The sequence below is a fragment of the Bacteroides sp. A1C1 genome (assembly GCF_004328515.1).
In the GTDB taxonomy this organism is placed as follows: domain Bacteria; phylum Bacteroidota; class Bacteroidia; order Bacteroidales; family Bacteroidaceae; genus Bacteroides; species Bacteroides uniformis.
The window spans coordinates 3,489,026-3,512,991 of record NZ_CP036491.1 but is presented as its reverse complement, the minus strand read 5'-3'; the positions used below and the strand labels follow the sequence as shown (position 1 = coordinate 3,512,991).

Here is a 23,966-nt window from a genome sequence, read left to right as displayed (position 1 = left end):
TTTATCCATTTACTTCCCTAACTTATTCGTACACACAAAGAGAATTGGCAACCTTACGCTCTGCACTGCCACTCGGGGTATTGGCTATTCCTTTATCCGGCAACGCCCCACTCCACAGCGTAGAAGAACCACCGCCGTCCAGATTCAACGCATCCTCCCCGCCCAATATACGAATCATATGGGCAAGCTCGGGTATATTGATACCTTCCGCTTTTCCCTTCCGACGTCCGTCAACGACAATAAGCAGGATTTTTCCTTCTCTTGTCAGCGCCACAGCACTGCGGGGATGCTTGGTATCTACAAAATTCCGGTTAGTCCCGGACAAGTCGCACACTTGCCCGTCCTTCAGCATCAAAGGACCGGAAGCCAGCACAGTGCCTTTTTTCAAAGTACATGCCTTTTCATCCTGCTTGCTCCAGGGAATCAGTTCCAGCCTGCCTTTCTTTATGAGTACAGCTCCATTGGACACTGTTGCCAGAACCCCGGTAGAGGTAGTATCTATCACCACCCCGTCCTTACGCAGATAGCAGACGGAATTCCCGACTTTCATGTCAAAATAGGAACCATTGATGGCCGCCACCGCACCTGCATGCCGGGCGGCTACACTGGTCTCCTCTTTGGGATTGTGGACGAGCACATCGAAACGGTAGCGCTTCGGGGATATTTCAAAAATAGACACTTCCTGAGGAACTCCATACAAAGAACTGAATACTGCCTTTTTATAAAGCATCCCTTTCTGCAGGGGCTCAGTCTGCCAGTCGGCAGAAACGATGGCAAGAGAGTCGGCAGCAGTCTGCGCCATTGCTGCAAACATGCCGCAACAGAGAAACACTGCCAGGAATATTTTCTTTTTCATAAGATGAGATTGGTTTAAATTAATTCATAGCTGCAGATTTGAATCGGCATGTCGAGATTATGCAATACCTTTTCAAGCTGTATACCTTCACGGTTGTCGTACTCGTATCCGAAAGTAGCACGGATACCTTGCAGAATGAACTGCGTGGCACGGTCCAGGGCAATGGGCAAACTGTCGCCTTGCAACAGTGCTCCGGTGATGACACTGGTAAACGTATCCCCCGTTCCGGGATAATGGGCCGGCAGGTAAGGACACGTAACCTTCCAGTAGCGGTTACCGTTCCGGTTATAGGCATACACGGACGTCTTATGCTTATCATCCCGTACGGGCACACTGGTAATAATCACCACTTCGGGACCACAATCGGAAAGCCGGCGAAGGTATGACTTCAATTCCTCATCCGTATTCATCTCCTTATAAGGAATACCCAGCAGATAGAACAGCTCCGTCAGATTGGGAGTAACGACATCGGCCTTGGTGATGAGATGTTTCATTTCATCAATCATGGACTCGTGGAAGTTCGCATAAAGCCGTCCGTTATCACCCAACACCGGGTCTACCACAACCAGACCGTCCGGTCGGCGGAAGTCATCAATAAAGTCAGAAACAATATGTATCTGCCGCGGAGAACCCAGATAGCCGGTATAAAAGGCATCAAACTGTACTTCCAGCTTCTTCCACTCGGAAATAATCTTCGGCATTTCATCCGTCAAGTCCAGAAAAGAGAACTCCGGATACTGGGTATGGCTCGACAATACGGCTGTAGGCAACGGACACACCTGAAAGCCCATAGACGAAAGGATGGGAATGACCACCGTCAGAGACACCCGTCCGACTCCCGACAAGTCGTGGACGGCAACAACCTTCTTTACTTTATTCGCATACATATTATCTATATTATTATTTTTCCTACATTTGCCGCATGAAAACCGTCTGCATCATTTTGGGAACAGTTTCTTTGGCACTCGGCATCATCGGCATCTTCCTGCCGTTGCTGCCCACCACGCCTTTCCTGCTGCTCACGGCAGCACTCTACTTCAGAGGCTCACCCAGACTGTACCAATGGTTGCTGAACCACAAATGCCTCGGTCCCTACATCCGCAGCTTCCGCGAGAACAAAGCCATCCCTCTACGTGCCAAAATCATCTCCCTACTGCTGATGTGGGGAACAATGGTTTACTGCATCTTCTTCCTGATTCCACTAACAGAAATAAAGACAGTATTGTTCCTTGTCGCTGTGGGGGTGACTTGGCATATACTGTCATTCAAGACGTTGAGATAAATGAATGTGCTAATGTGGTTAATGTGCTAATGTGCCAATGACCTGCGGTGTGAGAGTCTAATATACACATAGCGCAGCCAATTAGCACATTGGCATATTAGCACATTAATCAAACTCCTCCCAATTTTTCGAAGAATTCTCCCAACCCCTTCCGAGCATCGGCAAGCTTGTCTTCCCAATGTTTCACGGAGTTCTGCCCGATAATATCCGTCACGTACTTCACCGAAATGAAAGGAACATTCTTGGCACGGCATACCAAAGCCTGGGCATAGGCTTCCATATCCACAACATCACCGGACACATCCGAGAGTTCTGTCAAGAAAGTATCCCCCGTATTGCATACACCGCCTGCCGGCCAGTGTAAACAATATCCTTTTTGGGACAACAAATCCATTGAATCAATCTCATACTCCATACCAAGCTCCACCAGCTTCTGCATATCACGGTCTACAAAATGACGGCATACGAAAATATCTCCTACCCGATGACGGATAGTCCCTGCCGTACCTACATTGACCACCAAGTCCGGTTGCGCATGGCTTATCGCTTCAGAAAGATAAAAAGCCGATTTCACCTTTCCCACACCGGTACGGAGATAGCCTATCTGCACCTCTTCCTCCCCTATCAGTCCGGGAAATTTCAATTCCGTAAATTCGCCTTGTACGGCATAAGTGACTAAAATTCTCATATCATTCTATCTTTTTAGAGTCTGTTTAAATTTTGTCCGGCATGAGGGTGGCAAAACGGTTGATGACACACCCTCCTCCTTCTCATGAAAAAGGCAAAGATAGAAACCTTTTTCAGAAGATTTCCATCTTTACCCCATAAATGTAAAGTCACCCACACTCACAACCTCCCTGCCAGATAAGATTTCAATGACTCTACATATTCCTCAAATGCGTCTACTCCTTGCGGAGTGATCTTACAAATCGTACAAGGCATCTTTCCTTTAAAAGTCTTTGTCACCTCCACATATCCCGCCTTGCTGAGTTTGTCTATCTGCACGCTCAGGTTTCCTGCCGTAGCTTTGGTCTGCTGGCGGATATAGACAAAGTCCGCCTCCTCGACACTAATAAGCAACGACATCACCGCAAGCCGCAGTTCGCTATGGAGCAAAGGGTTCAGTTCTTTAAACATATATCATCCTCTTCTTTTATTGTTTGTGACGCTTCGCCACACTGTTCATGTAATGTCCGGGAATCACCATCATAAAGACGAACGCCAATGCAAAAAACAGTATCTGGTCTATGCCGGGCATATAGAAACATCCCAACGAGAGCAAGGCTCCCAGCACTCCCCCTATCGTAACCACTTTCGTGTTCACAATCAGTCCCGTCAGGGCAGTTCCCATCCCCATCATCAGCAAAATGACAAACAGAATAGGAATCTTCCATACAAATATGGCGGTACACGATACCAAGAAAGCACCCAGTCCAAATACCGTCCACACATAATCCACAACACGGTCTATGTAGGTCTTCAACATTTTCCGAGCCTTCCGCTGACTCCACAACGTAGCAGGAAAGGCTATGACTGGAAGCAGGAACCATAGGAATTGCCAATTGTTATTGCCCGTTTCCTTCAATAGAAACCAAACCAGCAACGAGATAATTACCGTTACATATCCCCACAGCAAAAAAGGTGTCCCTGAATTTTCCGCCATTCTGTCCTTCGTGTTCTGTATCATCCGAGTGATGAGTTCTAAACTCTCTTTCTCATTCAATTTTCTTTCTTCCATTTTCCTGCCGCCTTATTTGTTGCTTCCTTTTAATACCCGCTTAAGTGCTATCTCCACCTGCTTCGTGTCGGCGCTCACCTCCACATCCGCTATCGCGCAATACTCAGATGGAATTCCGTCTTCCCTATCCAACTGATAATTGTTGTTTTCATCATGATAGACATAAAGCTTATATTTACCCACTGTCACATCTTTCAGTTCCAGTACCGCCTCCGTGCCCTTGGCATCTACCATACCATACTGCCCCTTGTCAGTGGCAATCATTATCTTTCCCACAGCAGAAGGTATGTTCATCACCTTCACTTTCAGAACATCTTGCGCAGACACCCCCAATGCAAATACACAAAGAAGAGCTGCCGCCATACTTCTACAAACAATCGTTTTCATAATCATTCTCTTTAAGTTATACATACCAAAATCACATTTCGGGTTCGAACTCCGATACAAAGATAAAAGGTTTATTTTATAAACCAAATTATTATATAAATTATTTTATTTATTTCTTAGCATCTCCTCCTTCCTTTACTACATACTATTCCAACCGCACCTAAAGAGTAGTGCCTAAAACAGCAAAAAGTAATTTCGGCCTTACTAAACAGTAATCGTCCAACAACCGTTCAATTATCGTCCAACATCTGTTTAATTATCGTCCAACAACTGTCGGACGATAATTAAACAAGCGTCGGACGATTACTATTTAGTAACGGAGATACTAAGCTTTCGAAAAGCAAGAAATAAAATCCTTCTAAAAAGCAAATTGTTCCATACCTATCCACATCTCTTGAAAAGCCAGCCTCCGCCACCCTTTTTCAATCCCTCAAAACCAGTACTTCATAGGCCACTTCGGTTATTTCGGCACTTCTACAGCATATTTTCCCCGAAAAGTTTTTGTAATCTCCAAGTAAATTGTATTTTTGTGTACAATTTTGGTGTAGTGATGACAGACGAAGAAAAGAAGCTATTAAGTACCTTTGAAGCCAGACTGCGGCATTTAATCTATCTGCACGATGAATTAAAACGCGAAAATGCTGAGCTAAAGCAACTTCTTGAAGCCAAAGAGGAGGAATACGGGAAGGTACAAGCTGAATACCGGGAACTGGAACTTAACTACACGAACCTAAAAACAGCTACGACAATCAGCCTTAACGGCAGTGACGTGAAAGAGACGAAACTGCGATTGTCCAAATTAGTGCGTGAAGTCGATAAATGCATCGCTTTGTTGAATGAATAAAGAGAAGAGGATGTATGAACGATAAGATAAAGATAAACCTGCAGATGGCAGGAGCCTCCTACCCTCTCACAATCAACCGTGAGGACGAGGAAATGGTAAGAGAAGCCGCCAAGCAGGTAGATATCAGGCTCAATGCGTATCGGGAGCATTATCAGAATGTGTCTCTAGAGAGAATTATAGCCATGGTGGCCTATCAGTTCGCTTTAGAAAACCTTCAGTTGAAGGACCGTAATGATACTGAACCCTATACAGCTAAAATAAAGGAACTGACAGAGGTATTGGAGACCTATTTCAAGGAACAATAAGCTGCAATCCCTCCGTCGGGTCGGTAAAAGAGAGAAATTCGCGCACTGTACAAAAGTTTGCCCTTCATCAAAGCAAGCTTTTATGCAGTGCTTTTTTATTTATATACTAAAAACAAATTAATAAAATGACAGTAGTTACAATAGTATTATCCATTGCCTGCTTCATTGTCGGAGGGTTTGCCTCGTACTTGTTCTTCAAGCACGGGCTGAAAAACAAATACGACGGTATCCTGAGAGATGCGGAAGCGGAAGCGGAAGTGATTAAGAAGAATAAGTTGCTGGAAGTAAAGGAAAAATTCCTGAACAAGAAGGCAGACTTGGAAAAAGAAGTGGCCCAACGTAACCAAAAGATACAGCAGGCAGAAAACAAGCTGAAACAACGTGAATTGGTACTGAACCAACGCCAGGAAGAAATCCAGCGCAAGAAGATGGAAGCAGAAGCCGTGAAAGAAAATCTGGAAGCCCAACTGTCCATCGTAGACAAGAAGAAAGAAGAACTGGAGCACATGCAGCGCCAGGAAATAGAAAAGCTGGAAGCCATTTCCGGACTTTCTGCCGAAGAAGCCAAAGAGCGCATGGTGGAATCCCTGAAGGAAGAAGCCAAAACGCAAGCCCAGTCCTACATCAACGACATCATGGACGACGCCAAGCTGACGGCAAGCAAAGAGGCCAAGCGCATCGTGATACAGAGCATCCAACGTGTGGCTACGGAAACAGCCATTGAAAACTCAGTAACCGTATTCCACATCGAATCAGATGAAATCAAGGGACGTATCATCGGTCGCGAAGGCCGCAACATCCGCGCCCTGGAAGCTGCCACCGGTGTGGAAATTGTGGTAGACGATACTCCGGAAGCTATCGTATTGTCAGCTTTCGACCCGGTTCGCCGTGAGATTGCACGTCTGGCATTGCACCAGTTAGTAACAGACGGACGTATCCACCCAGCACGCATCGAAGAGGTAGTTGCCAAAGTACGCAAGCAGGTAGAAGAGGAAATCATCGAAACCGGTAAACGCACTACTATCGACCTGGGCATCCACGGTCTGCATCCGGAACTTATCCGCATTATCGGTAAGATGAAATACCGTTCTTCATACGGCCAGAACCTTTTGCAGCATGCACGCGAGACAGCCAATCTTTGCGCTGTGATGGCATCAGAGCTGGGACTCAACCCGAAGAAAGCAAAACGTGCCGGACTGCTGCATGATATAGGTAAGGTACCCGATGAGGAACCGGAATTGCCGCATGCACTCTATGGTATGAAGCTGGCAGAAAAGTTCAAGGAAAAGCCAGACATCTGCAACGCCATCGGTGCCCACCACGACGAAGTGGAAATGACCAGCCTGCTGGCCCCCATCGTACAAGTATGCGATGCCATTTCAGGAGCACGCCCGGGAGCACGCCGCGAAATTGTAGAAGCATACATCAAGCGCCTGAACGACCTTGAGCAACTGGCCATGTCCTATCCGGGAGTGACAAAGACATATGCCATCCAGGCAGGCCGTGAGTTGCGTGTCATTGTCGGTGCAGACAAGATTGACGACAAGCAGACGGAGAACCTTTCCGGTGAAATCGCCAAGAAGATTCAGGACGAAATGACTTATCCGGGTCAGGTGAAGATTACCGTTATCCGTGAGACACGTGCGGTGAGCTACGCAAAGTAACATCAGAAAAGAAAATAAATGCAGAAAAGGGTGAATTCGTATTCACCCTTTTCTTATTTTTGCACCACAACCATAACTTTACAAAATGAAAGATTATCAGTTTGAAGTTTGTGCCAACTCCGTAGAGAGTTGTATTGCCGCACAAGCCGGCGGAGCAGACCGGGTGGAACTATGCGCAGGCATCCCCGAGGGAGGAACAACCCCCTCATACGGCGATATCCTCATCGCACGGGAAGTATTGCAGCAGACCAAATTGCATATCATTGTCCGTCCCCGTGGAGGAGACTTCCTTTACTCCTCCACCGAACAGCGCATCATGCTGAAAGACATAGAGAATGCCCGCCGCCTAGGCGCTGACGGAGTCGTGTTCGGTTGCCTGACGGCAGAAGGAGATGTAGACATTCCATTGATGGAGCAGCTTATGAAAGCCTCACAAGGGATGTCCGTCACCTTCCACCGTGCTTTCGATGTATGCAGAAATCCACGAAAAGCGATAGAAGATATTATCGAATTAGGATGCAACCGCATCCTAACTTCCGGACAGCAACCTACAGCAGAGCGAGGCATTCCCCTTCTGAAAGAACTCCAACAACAAGCATCAGACCGAATCATCCTATTGGCAGGCTGTGGGGTGAATGAAACCAACATAGCCCACATTGCCCGAGAAACCGGTATCCGCGAGTTTCATTTCTCCGCCAGGGAAAATATCGAAAGTTCCATGCTCTATCATAATTCCGCCGTCTCTATGGGAGGAACGGTGCATATTGATGAATACACACACACCATCACTACTGCGGAGCGGGTAAAGCGTACAATCGGAGCATTAAAAGCCTCTCCCCTAGCCCCTCCCCCGTAGAGAGGGGTCGGGAGAGAGGCCTATAAAAAAAGGATGTACTTTTCAGCACATCCTTTTTTATATCATAGGATAAATATTATTTCTTCACCGGAGAAGAGTATCTTGCATTCAGACCATCCAGAATCTCACGGGTGATGTTGTAGACACTGTCTGCATAGAGCAGGTTGTCAAAACCCGTATTGCTGATAATCATGCTGTAACCTTTTGTCTTATTGTACTCCTTCAGGAAAGCATTGATAGAATCACGCAGTTGCAGGCTGTTCTTTTCATTCTCACTCATCAGCTCAGACTGCAGCTTGTTGCTCAGGTTCTGCAAATCCTGCTCCAACTTTGCAATGCGGTTGTATTCCTGCTGCGCTCTCTCCTGAGAAAGATAAGCGTTGTTCTGATACTTTGTCTGGAATTCCTGCTTCTGCTTCTCCAGTTCGCTGGCTTTCTGGTTCAATGTCAGACGGACATTCTCGCCCTTCTTCACCATAGCCTCATTCAAGTCTATGCAATAGTTGTATTTTGCCAAAAGCGTATCTATTTCAACATAAGCAATTTTCATTTCCGATAATCCGCCGGTTTGTGCAGGAGCGTTTGTTGTCTGTTTATCAGTATTGCCGGCACATTGAGCAAATAAAACGATCAGTGCGAGAGCTGCCAGACCGTTCATGAGGTAGTTTAATCTCTTCATAATTGATAAATATTGTTTTTTAAAATTAGTTCATACTATCGTTTAAGGCTTTTTCCAGTTCATCAATGGAAAAACGGGATTTGCGTTGTGCTTCTCTGTCCTGCGACTGCACGCAACCGATACCTCTATCGCGCATTGCCTTATTGCCACTGACATGCCCGTTAGGGAATCTCCCGCCTTTCACAAAAAAGACCTTCACACCCAATAAAACAATGCAAATAGCAACTATTAACAGAGTTATCAATATTGTATCAAGCATTTCCATTAATTTTGTTACATGAAAATAGTGTTTTTACTATTTTTGTGGGTGCAAATATAGGGCTTTGGTTGGACTAACTCGCCTTTTTTACTCTAAAAAAAGAGAAAGGGGAATAAAATAGTCAATCAATTTAACCATATTTAGCAATAAGTGGTTAATTTAATGGAGAATTGATATTTGACAATTGATAATGAAGGCTGCATAAACACATGTAAGGCAGCCGCTAATTCAGATAATTATGGAAAAAAAAGACTTGAAACCGGCTGGTGTATTTCACTATTTTGAGGAAATCTGCCAAGTGCCGCGCCCTTCGAAGAAGGAAGAGAAAATCATTGCTTACTTAAAAGCATTCGGAGAAAAACATAAGTTGGAAACGAAGGTGGACGAAGCCGGAAACGTTCTGATAAAGAAACCCGCTACTCCGGGTATGGAAAACCGCAAGACTGTCGTACTTCAATCGCACATCGACATGGTATGTGAAAAGAACAACGACGTGAAGCACGACTTCCTGACCGACCCTATCGAAACCGAAATTGACGGTGAATGGCTGAAAGCCAAAGGTACAACCTTGGGAGCCGACAACGGCATCGGTGTAGCCACCGAACTGGCTATCCTTGCCGACGACAGCATCGAGCACGGTCCTATCGAATGCCTCTTCACCGTAGACGAGGAGACCGGACTGACCGGTGCCTTCGCCCTGAAAGAAGGCTTCATGAACGGAGACATTCTGTTGAACCTCGATTCCGAGGATGAAGGCGAGCTCTTCATCGGCTGTGCAGGAGGTATAGATTCCGTTGCCGAATTCACCTACCGGGAAGTGGACGTACCGACAGGGTATTTCTGCTGCAAAGTGCAGGTAAAGGGGCTGAAAGGCGGACACTCCGGCGGCGACATACACCTGGGGCGCGGCAATGCCAACAAGCTGCTGAACCGCTTCCTGAGCCAGACATCCCAGAAGTACGACATGTACCTTTGCGAAATAGACGGCGGTAACCTGCGCAACGCCATTGCCCGCGAAGCATACGCGGTAATTGCCATACCTGATGCAGACAAGCATGCCCTGCGCACAGACTTGAATGTCTTTGCCGCCGAAGTGGAGGCAGAATATGCCGTCGTTGACCCGGACCTCCAATTCGTACTCGAATCGGAAGCAGCCCGTCCCAAAGCCATTGACAAAGATACCGCCAAGCGCTTGCTGCAAACCATCTATGCCGCACCCCACGGTGTGTATGCCATGAGCCAAGACATTCCGGGGCTGGTGGAAACCTCCACCAATCTGGCCTCCGTAAAGATGAAGCCCGGTCATATCATCCGCATCGAGACCAGCCAGCGCAGCTCTACCGCCTCCTCCAAACAAGACATTGCCAATATGGTGCGTACTGTATTCGAAATGGGTGGAGCAGCCGTATCGTTCGGCGACGGATATCCGGGCTGGAAGCCCAACCCGCATTCAGAAATCCTGGAAGTGGCTGTTGAGTCCTACAAACGTTTGTTCGGTGTAGATGCCAAGGTAAAAGCTATCCATGCAGGTCTGGAATGCGGACTGTTTCTTGACAAATACCCGGCACTGGACATGATTTCCTTCGGACCTACCCTGCAGGGTGTGCACTCTCCCGACGAACGGATGCTGATTCCTACCGTACAGAAGTTCTGGGACCATCTGCTGGATATACTGAAGCACATTCCGGTGAAATAAATATCCCGCGTTCCTTAAAGGGGAACGGGAATCGTTTGTATGAACGTTATCCATAAGATAGGAGTTATACTCTTCCTTCTCTGCCCGTACATCAGTCTGTACGGGCAAGAAGGAAGAGATACCCTCACGTTTCGGATAGTAAGCTACAATGTAGAAAACCTATTCGACTCCCGACATGACACACTAAAGAATGACTACGAGTTCCTGCCGGATGCCACCCGGCATTGGAATTACTCTAAATACAGAAAGAAACTGGATAATATAGCCCGCGTCATCATCGCCACCGGAGGATGGACGCCGCCCGCCCTTGTTGCCTTGTGTGAGGTGGAGAATGACAGTGTGATGCGCGACCTTACCCGCTACTCTGCCTTGCGCGAAGCAGACTACCGGTATGTGATGACACAATCTCCCGACGAACGCGGCATCGACGTAGCGCTGTTGTATCAACGTAATCTTTTCAAACTGCTTTCCTATCAGAGCCTCCCCGTAGACAAGCCCCGGAAGAATAGCCGTCCCACACGGGACATTCTTCACGTCAGCGGATTGTTGCTGAACCGGGATACGCTTGATGTACTGGTAGCTCACTTCCCATCCCGTTCGGGAGGGGCAAGAGAGTCTGAACCTTACCGGCTACTGGCTGCCCGAAAGGTGAAGCATGCCATAGACAGCCTATACACGATACGCCGACATCCGCAAATTGTCCTTTTAGGGGATTTCAACGATTATCCGGAGAATAAATCGGTAAAGGAGGTGTTGGAGGCAGCAGCACCGTCAACATTGCAAGACTCTCTACGTCCACAAAAACTTTACCATCTACTAGCAGGAAAAGCCAAAACACGCAAGCACTTCGGCAGCTACAAGTATCAAGGAGAATGGGGATTACTAGACCACATCATCGTATCAGGTACGTTGCTGCAAGAACACGCACCGCTATATACAGAGGAAGCGAAGACAGACGTATTCTGCCTGCCCTTCCTACTGACAAGAGACAAGAAATACGGAGGGCAGCAACCCTTCCGCACCTACTACGGGATGAAGTATCAAGGAGGATACAGCGACCACTTGCCTGTATATGCGGAGTTCCGGTTGATATATTAGTCGGAATACTGATACAGTTTCAAGTCAAACTTCTGTACCATCACTAGCAAGTGGTCGAAGATGTCGGACTGAATGCGCTCGTACTCTTTCCATACCTTGTTGCGAGAGAAGAAATATACCTGGATGGGTACCCCATACGTCGTGGGTTCCTTCTGGCTGATAATCAAGTCCATCTCCTGGTTCACCACCGGCAGGCTGCACAAATAGCGTTCGATGTAGATACGATAGAGCTGCGCATTGGTTGGCACCTCTCCTTCTGCTGGCTGATAGTCGGCCATCAAGGGGACTTCCTTGCGGATATTATCCAGCATTTCCGGAGTGCAGAACTTCAGGGTAGTCATATCCAGAAAGATATTCTTGTTTACCCGTCGCCCGCCACTTTCCTGCATGCCGCGCCAGTTCTGGAAGGAGTTGTTCACCAGGGTATACGGCGGTACGGTCGAGATGGTTTCGTCCCAGTTGCGTATCTTGACCGTGTTCAGCGTAATCTCCTCTACAACTCCATTGGCAACGCCACCCGGCAGCGCTATCCAGTCCCCTATCCGCAACATGTCGTTGGCAGAGAGCTGCACGCCGGCCACAAACCCCAGAATGCTGTCCTTAAATACCAGCATCAGTACAGCCGCAGATGCGCCCAGACCGGCAAACAAGGTCATAGGAGACTTGCCTATCAGCACTGAAACCACTATGATACCTCCGATAAAAAACAGTAGCACTTGCAATACCTGCACAAAGCCTTTCAGCGGACGGTTCTTCTGCTTGTCCTTCATGTTATAAACATCGAGCATCACCAGCAACAAGCCATTGATAGTAAGCAGCACCGCCACAATGATATAGACAGCACACACCTTTTGTGAGAACTCAAGCATCTCCTTTCCACGCACAAAGGCCATGGGCAGCAGGTAGTAAATGAGGATTCCGGGCAGAATATGTATCAAATGGTGTATCACCCTGCGTTTCATCAGCAACGTATTCCACTGATGGGGAGAGCGCCGGGTATAATGCTTCATACCGCCAACGAAGATTGCCTGGCACAAATAGTCCAGCCCTATCGAAAGCCCCACCATCAGCAGTGCAATAATCGTCTCGTCAAACATATCGGCAAACTTCGGGTCTATCCCCCAACCTATCAGGACTTTATTCATCCATCCTCCTAAACTCATCATAAGCTCTCTTTTTTTTGAAGTGTCTTGTTTGTATAACAATCCAAAGATAAAGATGTTTTCAGAGAACGGCAAGCATATACCCTTTTTTCATCAACGACTCAATCCTCACGCTCGGGTCGTTTTTTAGCGACCGCCGCAGATAGGACATCTGTACATTCAAGGCAAGGGAGTTGGCATACGAGGCAGTGCCCCACACAGCATCCAGCAACGTATCGCGACTGACAGTCTTATTCACATTCAGCGCCAGCAAGCGAAGGATATCGGCTTGACGGGAAGTAATCAGCACCTTACTATTTCCCGTACGAATCTCGTTCGTACTGTAATTGAATACGGAATGGCCGAAAGCATACATCTCATCCTCCGCCACGCCGGACAACTGCGAAGTGAAACGCTCGCGGATACGCGCTGTCAGCTCTTCCGGATAGAAAGGTTTGGCAAGATAATCGTTCGCCTTCAGTTGGAATCCTTGCAGGCGGTCGGCCTTATCGCTACGGTCGGAAAGGAAAAAGATCAGGACGTGTTTATCCGTCTCGCGGATGCGTTCAGCCACTTCAAAGCCATTGTAACCGGGCATATTGATATCGAGCAATACCAAATCAGGCTTTATGAGCGGAAATTGTTCCAGAGCAATTTTCCCGTTTCCGGCATAAGTCACTTCATAGCCTTCCTTCTCAAGAAAGCGCTTCAGCAGCATTGAATATTTCAAATCATCATCGGCAAAAAGTATTTTCAAGGCTTTCATATCATTGGTTATTTTAGAGTAGGGATTATGCGGGTTAGCACGGACTTATTGAGGAATATTAATTTCAATCATTGTTCCCTTGCCTGCCTGACTATTTAAAGAAATGCTTCCATGATGCGCCTCTACCAGCAACTTTACATAGCTCAACCCCAGACCAATGCCGGGCAACGAACGGTCGGGAAGATTACTGCCCCGATAGAACTTATCGAATACACGGTTCTGTTCGGAAACCGGAATGCCGATGCCATCATCAGACACCCGTATCGTCAATTGGTGATCCTGCAAAAGGCAATCTACAACAATATGCACAGACTTGCCCGAATACTTTACGGCGTTCTCTATCAAATTACTGATAATATTAGAAACATGCACCGGGTCTGCCGTTACCAGAGTCTCCGAACTGAAATGGGTTTCAATAGCAACATCCTTATCCTCAGGAACATGGTAAAGCCGGACAAGCTTTTCCAAACTCGTCTTTATATCAAATGTACGGACGGAAAGCTGCGTGTGTTCATCATCGGCACGCGTCATATCACGTAGTTTTGAAAGATAGGCCGACAAGTTATCCAGCTCGGACATGGAATCGTGAATCACTTCATCCATCGCTTTCTCATCTGTTCGCATAGACTTGTCATTGAGAAAGGCTATACACATTTTCAGAGCCTGGACGGGACGTTTCAGTTCATGTATCATAGTGTTTACAAAGCTTTTTCGCAGTTCGTCTATCCGCCGTTGCTTCAAGATGGTTTTTATCTGAAACAGCAGACAAAGCCCCAGCAGAAATATCAGGCATGTACTGCCCACTAACTGCCAACCCATACGCACAAGTACCACATGAGGTGAAACCTTCACGGAAACAAGCACAAACTGGCGCTTCAGGGGATTATAAGGATACATTACTTCTATATATGGATTGAACAATGTACCTTGCCGTTTCAGTTCCGCATTCCACTGGTAAATGGAATCTTCGGAAACCACCAGATGCGTAGTAAACGTTTGTTTGTCCAAACGTATGGCAAGCAAGGAATCAAATTGCTGCAACGCAAAAGGCACATCCAACTCCAAACGATAAAGATTAATAATAGAGTTCAAATTAGGAGCATCTTTATCGGACATATTGATTTTGAATGAATCCTTCGCAATGAGCCGCTCTTCCGGCAAAAGGGTGTCTAACGCCAATGCCCATTCCCTACGCTTTGCCTCTCTCTCTTTATCATCTGTACTGGCAGAGTCCTGCTGCTCTATTTTGAGAGTTTCTATATTCTTTTGGCCCAAGCTCTTCAAGTCCCGCCCTTTCAGAACACCCAAAATTAATTCGTCGATAGTGGTCCGCTTTTCCAAATCAATGGATTTGCTAAGCTGATAGAAGAACATATTGGTATTGCTAAGCACCTTTTTGGGTTGGGGAGTACGGATAGAGTCATACTGTTGGGCGGTCTGCAAGATGCAATCATAAATACCATTGATTTGTTCATCATTCATATACTGATACTGATTACGCAACCAGTAGACCTGTCCGCAGGTAATAAGCAGTATCGATGCGATGGAGAATATCCAAACGATCTTAATCCGTTGTTCCATAATTGTTCTTTTTTAGTCTCACTTAGAAAGACTTTCATTTAGTACCGGCAAAGGTAGAAGTTAGCTTGCAAATATAGGTACGTGCGAGGCAGATATTATGCATTGAGTAATATTTCAGTAATAACTTTCAGCCTCTTCTGAAGCAAAATCCGCATAGTTTTGCAGTACAATAATCGCTGGAAGCAATATGTAAAACCTCTAAAAATGTAAAAACTATGAGTGCAAGAATTATTTTCCTCAATCTGTGTCTCGCTATATTGTTCGCATCACAAGCGAAGGCACAAATCATCGTTTCTGATGGAACGAAAATACAGAATGATACCATCGGTGAAGCACAAATCCTTGTGCAATATGAAACGCGCTGTATCAGTAATACGGAAAAGCCGGAAAATGTTACGGAAGAAACCATGATGCTGGAAGTCGGTAAAAATCTCTCTAAGTTCTACAGTTACACCAAGTATGTTTGCGACTCTGTACTGGCAGTAGACTTCGCCAATAAAGCCTCGCAGGAAACGATTAATGAACATCTGAAACAATACGGAACAAGCAAACTGAGCGAACGAACCTTCAGAGGTTATCCTGCCGGAAAAGTAACGACCCTCGATGAAGTGGCAGGCATGACGCGCCTGCGTTGCGAAGAAACGGATGAACGTCCGCAGTGGAAGATACTGGCAGAAAACGATAGTGTCCTCTCCTACCTTTGCAGCAAAGCCGAATGTCAATTCAAAGGCCGTACATGGACGGCATGGTTTACTGCAGAAATACCCGTCAGCGAAGGTCCATGGAAGCTTTGCGGACTGCCCGGACTGATACTGAAAGCCGAAGACAGTGAAGGGCATTATTCATTCACTGCCACAGGTGTAGAGCAATGCCACACATATCGGCCGATACTTTTCGACGGAAAGAAGTACGAACCGATGAACCGCAAAGCATACAACAAAGTGCACGAACGTTATTATGCCGATCCGGTAGGATTTATCACCGGAAGCATGCCGAACGTCACCGTTAAGGTTAGTGATGAACATGGCAATGCAACCAAGAACCCGAAAAACGTTCCTTATAATCCACTGGAACGATAATATTTCTCCACACCCGTAAGCATTCGTGAAATCTATCGCATACTGAATGCATTTCAGTCGTATACTGAACCCTATTCAGTCGTATAGTGAATGCCACTCAGTCGTATACTTAAATATTCTCTTTTTGCACATTGATAATCAACGGATTATAAAATTATCATAATTGTATAAAAATTTCAACAAACTTCAATTGCCAAACAATCAATTATTGCAGTGTATGAATAAAAAAACTATCATTCTATTTTTCCTGTTTCTCTTTAGTTTCTTGTCGCCTACCTACGCACAGACGTTGAGCGGCAAGATAACAGATGCAGAAACCAATCAACCGCTGGAAGCTGTAATGATTAGTGTATTACGCGGAAACACAACGATAGACTATGCATTGACCGATGCCAAAGGACAATTTTCTTTGCCGTGGAAGCATAGCGGAATGCTGCAACTCAATATTTCTTTGTTAGGCTATAAGAGAGAAATGCGGAATATCAATGCGGCAGGAATCCTGAATCTCAGCCTACAACCGGAAGCCATCGTATTAAAAGAAGTACAAATACGTCCCGGACGTATCAATACCCGAAAAGATACGGTGAGATATGACTTGGCACAGTTTGCTTCATCTAAAGATGTGCACATAAAGGATGTATTGAAGAAACTTCCGGGCGTGGATGTAGATGAAAACGGACAGGTTAAGTATAAAGGGAAAGCCATCGACCACTACTTTGTGGAAGGAATGGACGTGACAGGCGGACGTTATAACCAAATCAACAACAACCTGAGTGCCAAAGCCGTAAAGAGTGCGGAAATCATGGAGAACTATCAGTCAGTAAAGGCCTTGAAAGGAAAAATCAATTCCGATGAGGTGGCATTGAACCTGAAACTGGATCCGAAAGCACGCGATCAATGGATAGCAAACGGTACTCTGGGAACCGGATGGAGTGACAACAACAAAATCCTGTGGGAAGGCAGACTGAATGCCCTTCAACTGGGTAAAGGAAAACAGAGTGTCTATAATTACAAGACAAATAACAATGGCAAGGACCTCAGCAACGAGCAAACCAAACTGACCGGAAATGGCCAGCAACAAGTTCCGCTTTCCGGTTTTCTCTCCCAGCCGGGCATCAGCGCACCATTAGACAAGAATCGCTTATTATTCAATGAAACCCACACCCTGAACGGCAACCGTATGTACAAATGGAATGATGACCGCAGCTTACGCCTGCAAGCCGGATATACTCATGAGCTAATCCGACAGCAACGGGGAAATACCCAAATCTATTATCAACCGACAGATACCATACAAATAGACGAAACCTACCATTATCGTCTGAGAAGTGACATCGCTAATCTGGAACTGCGTTATGAAGATAACAGCAGCCGGAATTATATATCCAACCGCTTCACCGTAGACGGAGAAATAAATCGCGGATGTTCGGAGGAACTGGGACAAACTCTGCAAACGTCACAGCTAAGTGCCGGAAACTACTTCAATCTTATCCGAAACCGGGAAAGCGGAACCTGGGAATTTCGTTCGACGACACAGTATGCTTACCAGCCTGCATCCTTACTACTCGAAGAAGGAAAAAGTAAATTCAACCAGCACAACTTCTACACAGATAACAGTGCCGCATATCTACGAAAGTATGATGGATTTACCCAACAATATAAGGCAGGAATACAAGGAGAACGGGCTACCCTGAAATATACTCCGACAAGACAGCCCAATGATTTCAATGCTTCGCATCTGTCATTGTATATTACCCCCTACCTCCAGCTGGAACGTGGAAAATGGCTGGCTACACTTTCGCTTCCTCTGAAAGCAGATCGGTATTTCTCACAACAGCGTTCGTTCCTGTTCTTCAATCCGTCCATGTATTTGCGCTATAAACTGGATTATCATTGGACGTTCTCCCTTTATGGCAGTCTGAAACGCTCGGCAGAAGACTTCTCCGACTTGTATCCGGGACTCTACCAAACTGATTACCGCACCTGGCGAGACGGCAACGGACTTTTCCCTACCAGCCTCACGCAAACCTACAATCTCTACGGAGAGTACAAAAACACTGTACAGGAATTTTTCATCACTGCCGCACTAACCTACAGCCGCAGCAACCGGAATACTCTTTTCGAACAGAGTGTTTCCGAAAATGCCATTGTCTACACTCGTCGTGAACTACCGAACCATAACGATAGCTGGAATCTCAGCAGTACTTTCTCCAAAGGTATATACGACTGGAATTTGAAAACCTCACTCACCCTACTACTCAGTCGCAGCAATGGCGAACAGCTTACCCGCCTGGCTGACAGCGAGGGTAACCGGCAAAGTCTTCTGCAGACCTATCGTTATGATTATCTGAAAGCAGAGCCTAAAATAATCTGGTCGCCCGCAGATGTTTTTGAAGCGGAATATCATGCCACATTAGGCTATGGCGGCAGTAAGATAGGAAGTGATACCCGTCTCACCCCGTTACTGGACTTCGTACAACGGCTACATCTCACATTCAGTATCGGGCAGGTAGACCTACGGCTATCCGGCGAGCATTACCGGAATGACTTAGGAGGGGACGCACATCTCAACACCGTGTTCGCAGATGCATCCCTTATCTATAAAAGAAAAAAATGGAGATTGGAAGCAAGCCTCAACAACCTGTTCAACAAAAAAGAGTATGCTTACACAACATATTCCACCACGCAAAGCTACACTTCACGACTAAATATACGTCCGAGGGAAGCAATGGTGACGATAAATCATCAGTTCTGAGCCTGCAATATCATCACCGTGGAATATATCAATATCCCAACTATCGTCAATCCGCCCACCAATATGGGAGCATAAATATGGGGGACTTTCTTCATGGTCTTATACCCGCTGACTTTCAGGAAAAGGCGATATACAATGTATGCGGCAATCAATCCAACCAATGTTCCCGCGATGAGATCGCCCGGATAATGCACTCCCAAGTAGACACGTGAATAGCAGGTCAGCAACGCCCATCCCATCATAAACACAGTGAGCCATCGTTTACGGAAAAGAAACCAGACAAAGAATGCCAGGCCAAAAGTATTGGCAGCATGACAGGAGGGGAATCCATAACGCCCTCCTCGATGTCCGTTTACGATATGCACCATGTCGGATATGGGATTTTCCAGATTGGCGGGACGAAGGCGTTCCACATACGGGCGTATCAATGTTGCCCCCGTCTGGTCGGCAATGGTAATTACGAGTGCCAGACCGACCATGCAGAACAAAGTCACTTTCCAATGGAAGTTGCGCAGCATCACATACCAAATGGCAGCATACATCGGCACCCAGACCCACTTACCGCTGTAGGCACTCATAAAGTAATCGAAAAAGGTGTTGTGCATCCCATTGATGAAAAGGAATATGTTTGTGTCTATATCTATCGCCCCTTGCAAGACATCCATAAGTGCTGTCATACTTTATACTCTTATACTTTATACTCTTATACTTTAATTATCTTCCTTTATCTTTTTGCTATATCGTCATACAATTTCTGCAGATAGGCTTTGCCCAACGGCAAGTTCTTTCCCTTTGCCGTGCCCTCATCCACTACCACAGCACCTGCCTGGCAATTGAATATCACCTGGTTGTCTGCTGTCACCATACCGAAAGCATCGGGTACGGTAAAGAACGCGAAATGAGGGGAAGCGGGATTAAGCATATCTTTACTGAAAACAAACTCTTCATGGGGTAGCGCCAATTGGGCCAGCAATGTGGCTGCAATGTCATGTTGCGAGCCATAGACGTCAATGCGCCTCGGCTCTCGGACGGCACCGCCCACCATCAACAGAGGTATCCGGTAGCGTTCTACCGACAAATTGTCGATATGTTCGGGATAAGCTCCCAAGTGGTCTGGAACAAACACAATCACCGTATTCTTCCACTGGGGGAGCTCACGAAACTGTCTTACAAAATCACCTGCACAACTATCCGTATAGGCAAAGGCGTTCAGCCGGTCATTCTCCAGACGACGGAAAGGTACTTCAAAAGGCTCGTGGCTGCTGGAGGTCTGCAAGACACGGAAATGAGGAGTTTTCTCTTCTGCAGTTCCTTCGGCAGCTTCGGTTTTCAAGTCTTCCAGCAGACGGTTGAATACGAGATGGTCGTGCGCCCCCCACTTACTTAAACGTTCCGTTACGGGAAAGTCCTGGTCGGAAACAATGTCTTCAAAGCCCGATGACATCAGGTAGGAACGCATATTGGTAAAGTCGGCATCACCGCCATAATAATACTTGGTACCATAACCCGCCTTCCGCAAGCTGCCTGCAATGGCAGGAATGGACTGCGTTTTACGGGGATACTTCATAATACTCGTAGTGGGCTGGGCAGGATAGCCACTCAAGATAGCCACCAGTCCACGGTCCGTACGAAAACTGTTGGCGTAGAAGTTCGTAAAGAGCACCCCTTCCTTACTCAAGCTATCCAGATGGATGGCAATATTCGGCTCACCTCCCAAAGCTGTCATCAACCTGGAGGAAAAACTCTCAAGAATCACAAAGAGTACATCGGGACGCTGAGTATTGAATAAAGTATGCAGCGAATCGGCAGATTGCTGCACAGAATCCGTCTCTTCCGTTTGACCACCGGCAACTGCGGGTTCAAGCATGTCTTTAAAAAGCCGGTCGGCCTCCGCAGCTTCCATAAAACGGTACTGCTTGCTAAAGTCCTTCTGCTTGGCAAGAGATTCCATCAGACTGAATGCAGGGTTGATAGCTGCATGATTCAGACGCTGCTCGGCACTGAAATAGACTTTCCCCACATTCATGGTAGATACTGTAAAGCCTCCACGGATAGGAATAAACAGCAGCCCCGTCATCAGCAACAATATACCTGACACCTTCAGGCGACGATAAGGCAGTTTCATCTGCAGCAACAGTTTCTTCTGCAACAAGATGCTGTAGAAAACAACATACAGCACGGCAGCATAAACAGCCATTGCAACAATTCCCCCCAGCACCATCCAGATACTGACGCTGGCCACTGCATCTTTAGGAGAAGAAAAGAAATAGAACAACGGTGTGGCATCCAAACGAAATCCCCAATACTCGTATAATCCTAAATCTACAGTAAAAATAATGGATAGAAGAACAGAAATGAAGAGGAAGTAGCCACACCAGATGCGATGAAGGGATTTGGAAAGTGTCCATACCGAAGCAATGAAAAGGAAACCGGGAATAGCTGTCAGATAACCAGCCAGAGATAGGTCTAAAGGTAACCCATGCCACATGACACTGAACCAGTCCGCACACGAGGCATCCGGGTACAGCGATTCGTAAAACAGCATAAATAGTGGTTTCTGCAACACAAAAATGCAGACAAACAAGCAGTATGTCTTAATAAATCCTATGAGCCTATCTTTCATCGGTGCCTTATTGTATATCTAAATATAAGGCGCAAAAATAAATCTTTTTATTCGATTTCTCACCAATATTAGTCAATAATTACATTGAAAGATAGGCTTATAGGATATTTTAAGTTTATCCGTTCACGCGTTTGTAATCTTCAAGGAACTTCTTCAGACCGGAATCGGTCAACGGATGATTGAGCAAGCCCTTGATGGCTGAAAGCGGACAAGTAGCCACATCAGCACCCACCTCTATACACTGCATGATATGTGCCGTATGACGGATAGAGGCGGCAAGTACCTGGGTGGTATATCCATAATAACGGTACATCTCTACAATCTTGGCAACCAATGCAATGCCATCCTCACAAATGTCATCGAGACGCCCTACAAACGGGGAAACATACGTTGCACCTGCTTTGGCTGCCAGCAATGCCTGACCGACAGAAAATACCAGAGTACAATTTGTACGGATACCTTTGCCCGAGAAGTATTTAACGGCCTTAATACCTTCTGCAATGCAAGGCACTTTCACTACGATATGCGGATTCAAGGCTGCCAATTCTTCACCCTCTTTAATCATACCTTCATAGTCGGTGGCTATCACCTCGGCACTTACATCGCCTTGCACAATATTACAGATGTCCACATAGTGCTTACGCTGGTTCTCCACTCCTTTGATACCTTCTTTTGCCATAAGCGAAGGATTAGTGGTAACTCCGTCGAGTACGCCCAAGTCATAGGCCTCCCGAATCTGTTCCAAATTTGCCGTATCAATAAAAAACTTCATGATATAAATGTTTAGATGGTTGATATTACAAATATACGAATTTACACCATAAATGGTTCCCGCCAGTCCTTTATTATCTTTCCCTGACGCAATATTATCCGGTCAGCGGTTTCGCTTCAAGAATAAACGGTTTGTAATTGTTTGCGGCAATTCATTCTCATAGTGGGTTACCATAATCATCGTTTTATCCCGACGATGGCAGAATGCCTCTATAATCTTCTTGACCCGACAGCGGTTGTATGTATCGAGTCCATGAAGCGGTTCATCCAATATCAGCAGTTCCGGGTCCTTGACAAAAGCACGAGCCAATAATGCCAGACGCTGTTCTCCACTGGAGAGTTGCAGAAAAGGCTTGTCTTTCAAGGCTGCAATACCGAAAATATCCATCCACCACTCGCATACCGACATCTGTTCGGTATGAGGACGCTTATACAATCCGATGCTGTCGTGCAGACCGGAAGCGACAATCTCTATAGCAGGCAGATTCTTCAGATAAGCACGATGCATTTCCGGACTGACATAACCGATGTGTTTCTTGATTTCCCAAATACTCTCCCCCGTTCCGCGCTTCCGTCCGAAAAGACTGATATCGCAGGCGTATGACTGCGGATTATCCGCACAAACCAAACTAAGCAAGGTAGACTTGCCGGCACCGTTCTCGCCACTCAGCGCCCACTTCTCACCACGCATCACTGCCCAATCCAGCTCCTTCAGAATTGTACGGTCATCGTAACGGATGCTAACCCCGTTCAATTTCACCACTTCGTCCGAAGTGAAATTCGCATGTTCGTAGGGCAAATCGAGAATACGCCGCTGCAATTCCTCCAACGATCCGGCCTCTTCTTGAATACGCATCTGATTGCCCACACGGAATGCCTGCACATACTCCTCACGTTCCATCTTCTCGCCCACCTTCATGTCCTCTACCGGCACAACGTGTGTAACAAATGAAGGTATGTCATCCAACATAGAAAGCACAAGAACAATTTGCAACTTGCCTAACCGAGTAAGCCGCTCCAGCAAATTAAAAAGCAGTTCACGGGTAGGCGCATCCAGCCCTATGAAAGGATTGTCCATGATAAGAATTCGGGGAGCAGTCAGCAAAGCTTTAGTCAACTGAAACTTGCGCAGCTCCCCACTGCTGAGAAGAATGATTTTCTTGTCAAGCATCGGCTCTATGCTGAAAAGTTCAAATAGCTGCCGCCTCAAGGCATCGTCTTTTACCTCTCCCAGCACTTCGCGTACTAGCGGAGCATCCTCCTGGTCGTGGGCATTCCAACGCTGTTGATAGTAATAATTGGCATCGGCAGAACCGTAAGTATCACGGAAGGCAATGTATTTGATATTGTCATAGGCAGTTTTCGTGAGGGAGGGAGAGAAATCATAGGTAAGCTCACCATCACGCAAAGGATACTTTCCCATCAGCATATCCACCAGGAGGCTCTTTCCGGCTCCGTTCGGTCCTACAATGGCAATGTGTTCTCCTGCCAGAAAATCAAGGGTGACAGGCTCTGTCAAACGAACAAGCGGGTTGCGTACTACGCCCCCCGCTATGTGTATTGTATGTTGCTGCATCATCCAATC

Annotated in this window: 24 protein-coding genes; 9 read left to right on the top strand and 15 right to left on the bottom strand. The window is 46.5% G+C overall.

All coding sequences use genetic code 11. The features are described from left to right. Positions 1-22: 22 nt before the first annotated feature. Positions 23-856 carry a phosphodiester glycosidase family protein gene (locus tag EYA81_RS14355; RefSeq protein WP_131225957.1) on the bottom strand — a complete coding sequence of 278 codons (834 nt, stop codon included), beginning with the start codon at positions 854-856 and terminating at the stop codon, positions 23-25. Positions 857-870: 14 nt separating this feature from the next. Beyond that, on the bottom strand, positions 871-1,743 hold the full coding sequence (locus EYA81_RS14350) for a pyridoxamine kinase (RefSeq protein ID WP_022401645.1): 873 nt from the start codon (positions 1,741-1,743) through the stop codon (positions 871-873). Between the two features lie 35 nt (positions 1,744-1,778). Between EYA81_RS14350 and EYA81_RS14345 the strand changes: the two genes are divergently transcribed. After that, positions 1,779-2,138: a YbaN family protein gene (locus tag EYA81_RS14345; RefSeq protein ID WP_009036614.1), complete on the top strand. Its 360-nt coding sequence runs from the start codon at positions 1,779-1,781 to the stop codon at positions 2,136-2,138. A gap of 109 nt (positions 2,139-2,247) precedes the next feature. Here EYA81_RS14345 and EYA81_RS14340 read toward each other — a convergent pair whose 3' ends face one another. From EYA81_RS14340 to EYA81_RS14325, 4 genes are all read right to left on the bottom strand, one after another. Next, complete coding sequence (locus EYA81_RS14340) at positions 2,248-2,826, bottom strand: MTA/SAH nucleosidase (protein WP_005826419.1); 579 nt, start codon at positions 2,824-2,826, stop codon at positions 2,248-2,250. Between the two features lie 158 nt (positions 2,827-2,984). Next, positions 2,985-3,275 carry a transcriptional regulator gene (locus tag EYA81_RS14335; protein ID WP_005826416.1) on the bottom strand — a complete coding sequence of 97 codons (291 nt, stop codon included), beginning with the start codon at positions 3,273-3,275 and terminating at the stop codon, positions 2,985-2,987. Positions 3,276-3,291: 16 nt separating this feature from the next. Then, entirely contained in the window at positions 3,292-3,876 is a 585-nt protein-coding gene (locus EYA81_RS14330; protein ID WP_005826414.1) for a hypothetical protein, read from the bottom strand. 12 nt (positions 3,877-3,888) lie between these two features. Further along, positions 3,889-4,263 (bottom strand): DUF2141 domain-containing protein, encoded by a 375-nt coding sequence (locus tag EYA81_RS14325; protein ID WP_034525507.1) that lies wholly within the window; start codon positions 4,261-4,263, stop codon positions 3,889-3,891. A gap of 529 nt (positions 4,264-4,792) precedes the next feature. Between EYA81_RS14325 and EYA81_RS14315 the strand changes: the two genes are divergently transcribed. The 4 genes from EYA81_RS14315 to EYA81_RS14300 all read left to right on the top strand — a co-directional run bounded on the left by EYA81_RS14315 (position 4,793) and on the right by EYA81_RS14300 (position 7,932). Next, complete coding sequence (locus EYA81_RS14315) at positions 4,793-5,107, top strand: hypothetical protein (protein WP_005835817.1); 315 nt, start codon at positions 4,793-4,795, stop codon at positions 5,105-5,107. Positions 5,108-5,121: 14 nt separating this feature from the next. Then, entirely contained in the window at positions 5,122-5,412 is a 291-nt protein-coding gene (locus EYA81_RS14310; RefSeq protein WP_005826408.1) for a cell division protein ZapA, read from the top strand. A gap of 125 nt (positions 5,413-5,537) precedes the next feature. Further along, entirely contained in the window at positions 5,538-7,076 is a 1,539-nt protein-coding gene (rny, locus tag EYA81_RS14305; RefSeq protein WP_005835816.1) for a ribonuclease Y, read from the top strand. 85 nt (positions 7,077-7,161) lie between these two features. Next, positions 7,162-7,932: a copper homeostasis protein CutC gene (locus EYA81_RS14300; RefSeq protein WP_131225955.1), complete on the top strand. Its 771-nt coding sequence runs from the start codon at positions 7,162-7,164 to the stop codon at positions 7,930-7,932. A gap of 76 nt (positions 7,933-8,008) precedes the next feature. Here EYA81_RS14300 and EYA81_RS14295 read toward each other — a convergent pair whose 3' ends face one another. Next, on the bottom strand, positions 8,009-8,611 hold the full coding sequence (locus EYA81_RS14295; protein WP_131225953.1) for an OmpH family outer membrane protein: 603 nt from the start codon (positions 8,609-8,611) through the stop codon (positions 8,009-8,011). Positions 8,612-8,636: 25 nt separating this feature from the next. After that, positions 8,637-8,870, bottom strand: a complete 234-nt coding sequence (locus EYA81_RS14290) for a hypothetical protein (RefSeq protein ID WP_005835814.1) — start codon at positions 8,868-8,870, stop codon at positions 8,637-8,639. A gap of 238 nt (positions 8,871-9,108) precedes the next feature. Between EYA81_RS14290 and EYA81_RS14285 the strand changes: the two genes are divergently transcribed. Together EYA81_RS14285 and EYA81_RS14280 are read left to right on the top strand one after the other, a co-directional pair. Further along, positions 9,109-10,566: an aminoacyl-histidine dipeptidase gene (locus EYA81_RS14285; RefSeq protein ID WP_131225951.1), complete on the top strand. Its 1,458-nt coding sequence runs from the start codon at positions 9,109-9,111 to the stop codon at positions 10,564-10,566. A 39-nt stretch (positions 10,567-10,605) separates the two neighbouring features. Next, positions 10,606-11,664 (top strand): endonuclease/exonuclease/phosphatase family protein, encoded by a 1,059-nt coding sequence (locus tag EYA81_RS14280; RefSeq protein ID WP_117600673.1) that lies wholly within the window; start codon positions 10,606-10,608, stop codon positions 11,662-11,664. On the opposite strand, the gene EYA81_RS14275 is transcribed toward EYA81_RS14280, so the two are convergent. From EYA81_RS14275 to EYA81_RS14265, 3 genes are read right to left on the bottom strand one after another with little or no spacing between them, the layout of a single operon-like run. After that, positions 11,661-12,830: a mechanosensitive ion channel family protein gene (locus EYA81_RS14275; protein WP_016273209.1), complete on the bottom strand. Its 1,170-nt coding sequence runs from the start codon at positions 12,828-12,830 to the stop codon at positions 11,661-11,663. The genes EYA81_RS14280 and EYA81_RS14275 overlap by 4 nt on opposite strands. 58 nt (positions 12,831-12,888) lie before the next feature. Continuing rightward, positions 12,889-13,572 (bottom strand): response regulator transcription factor, encoded by a 684-nt coding sequence (locus EYA81_RS14270; RefSeq protein WP_117600672.1) that lies wholly within the window; start codon positions 13,570-13,572, stop codon positions 12,889-12,891. Between the two features lie 45 nt (positions 13,573-13,617). Continuing rightward, positions 13,618-15,153, bottom strand: a complete 1,536-nt coding sequence (locus EYA81_RS14265; RefSeq protein WP_117600671.1) for a sensor histidine kinase KdpD — start codon at positions 15,151-15,153, stop codon at positions 13,618-13,620. A gap of 215 nt (positions 15,154-15,368) precedes the next feature. Between EYA81_RS14265 and EYA81_RS14260 the strand changes: the two genes are divergently transcribed. Next, complete coding sequence (locus EYA81_RS14260; RefSeq protein ID WP_131225949.1) at positions 15,369-16,232, top strand: GLPGLI family protein; 864 nt, start codon at positions 15,369-15,371, stop codon at positions 16,230-16,232. Between the two features lie 217 nt (positions 16,233-16,449). Further along, entirely contained in the window at positions 16,450-18,987 is a 2,538-nt protein-coding gene (locus EYA81_RS14255) for a carboxypeptidase-like regulatory domain-containing protein (RefSeq protein ID WP_129643859.1), read from the top strand. Here EYA81_RS14255 and EYA81_RS14250 read toward each other — a convergent pair. From EYA81_RS14250 to EYA81_RS14235, 4 genes are all read right to left on the bottom strand, one after another. Then, the gene (locus tag EYA81_RS14250; RefSeq protein WP_022401654.1) at positions 18,978-19,664 is read right to left on the bottom strand and encodes a phosphatase PAP2 family protein; all 687 of its coding nucleotides are present in this window, start codon (positions 19,662-19,664) and stop codon (positions 18,978-18,980) included. The genes EYA81_RS14255 and EYA81_RS14250 overlap by 10 nt on opposite strands. Positions 19,665-19,711: 47 nt before the next feature. Continuing rightward, on the bottom strand, positions 19,712-21,610 hold the full coding sequence (locus EYA81_RS14245) for an LTA synthase family protein (protein ID WP_131225948.1): 1,899 nt from the start codon (positions 21,608-21,610) through the stop codon (positions 19,712-19,714). A gap of 115 nt (positions 21,611-21,725) precedes the next feature. Beyond that, positions 21,726-22,382, bottom strand: a complete 657-nt coding sequence (fsa, locus tag EYA81_RS14240) for a fructose-6-phosphate aldolase (protein WP_005826385.1) — start codon at positions 22,380-22,382, stop codon at positions 21,726-21,728. 102 nt (positions 22,383-22,484) lie between these two features. After that, positions 22,485-23,957, bottom strand: a complete 1,473-nt coding sequence (locus EYA81_RS14235; RefSeq protein WP_131226437.1) for an ATP-binding cassette domain-containing protein — start codon at positions 23,955-23,957, stop codon at positions 22,485-22,487. Positions 23,958-23,966: the final 9 nt, after the last annotated feature.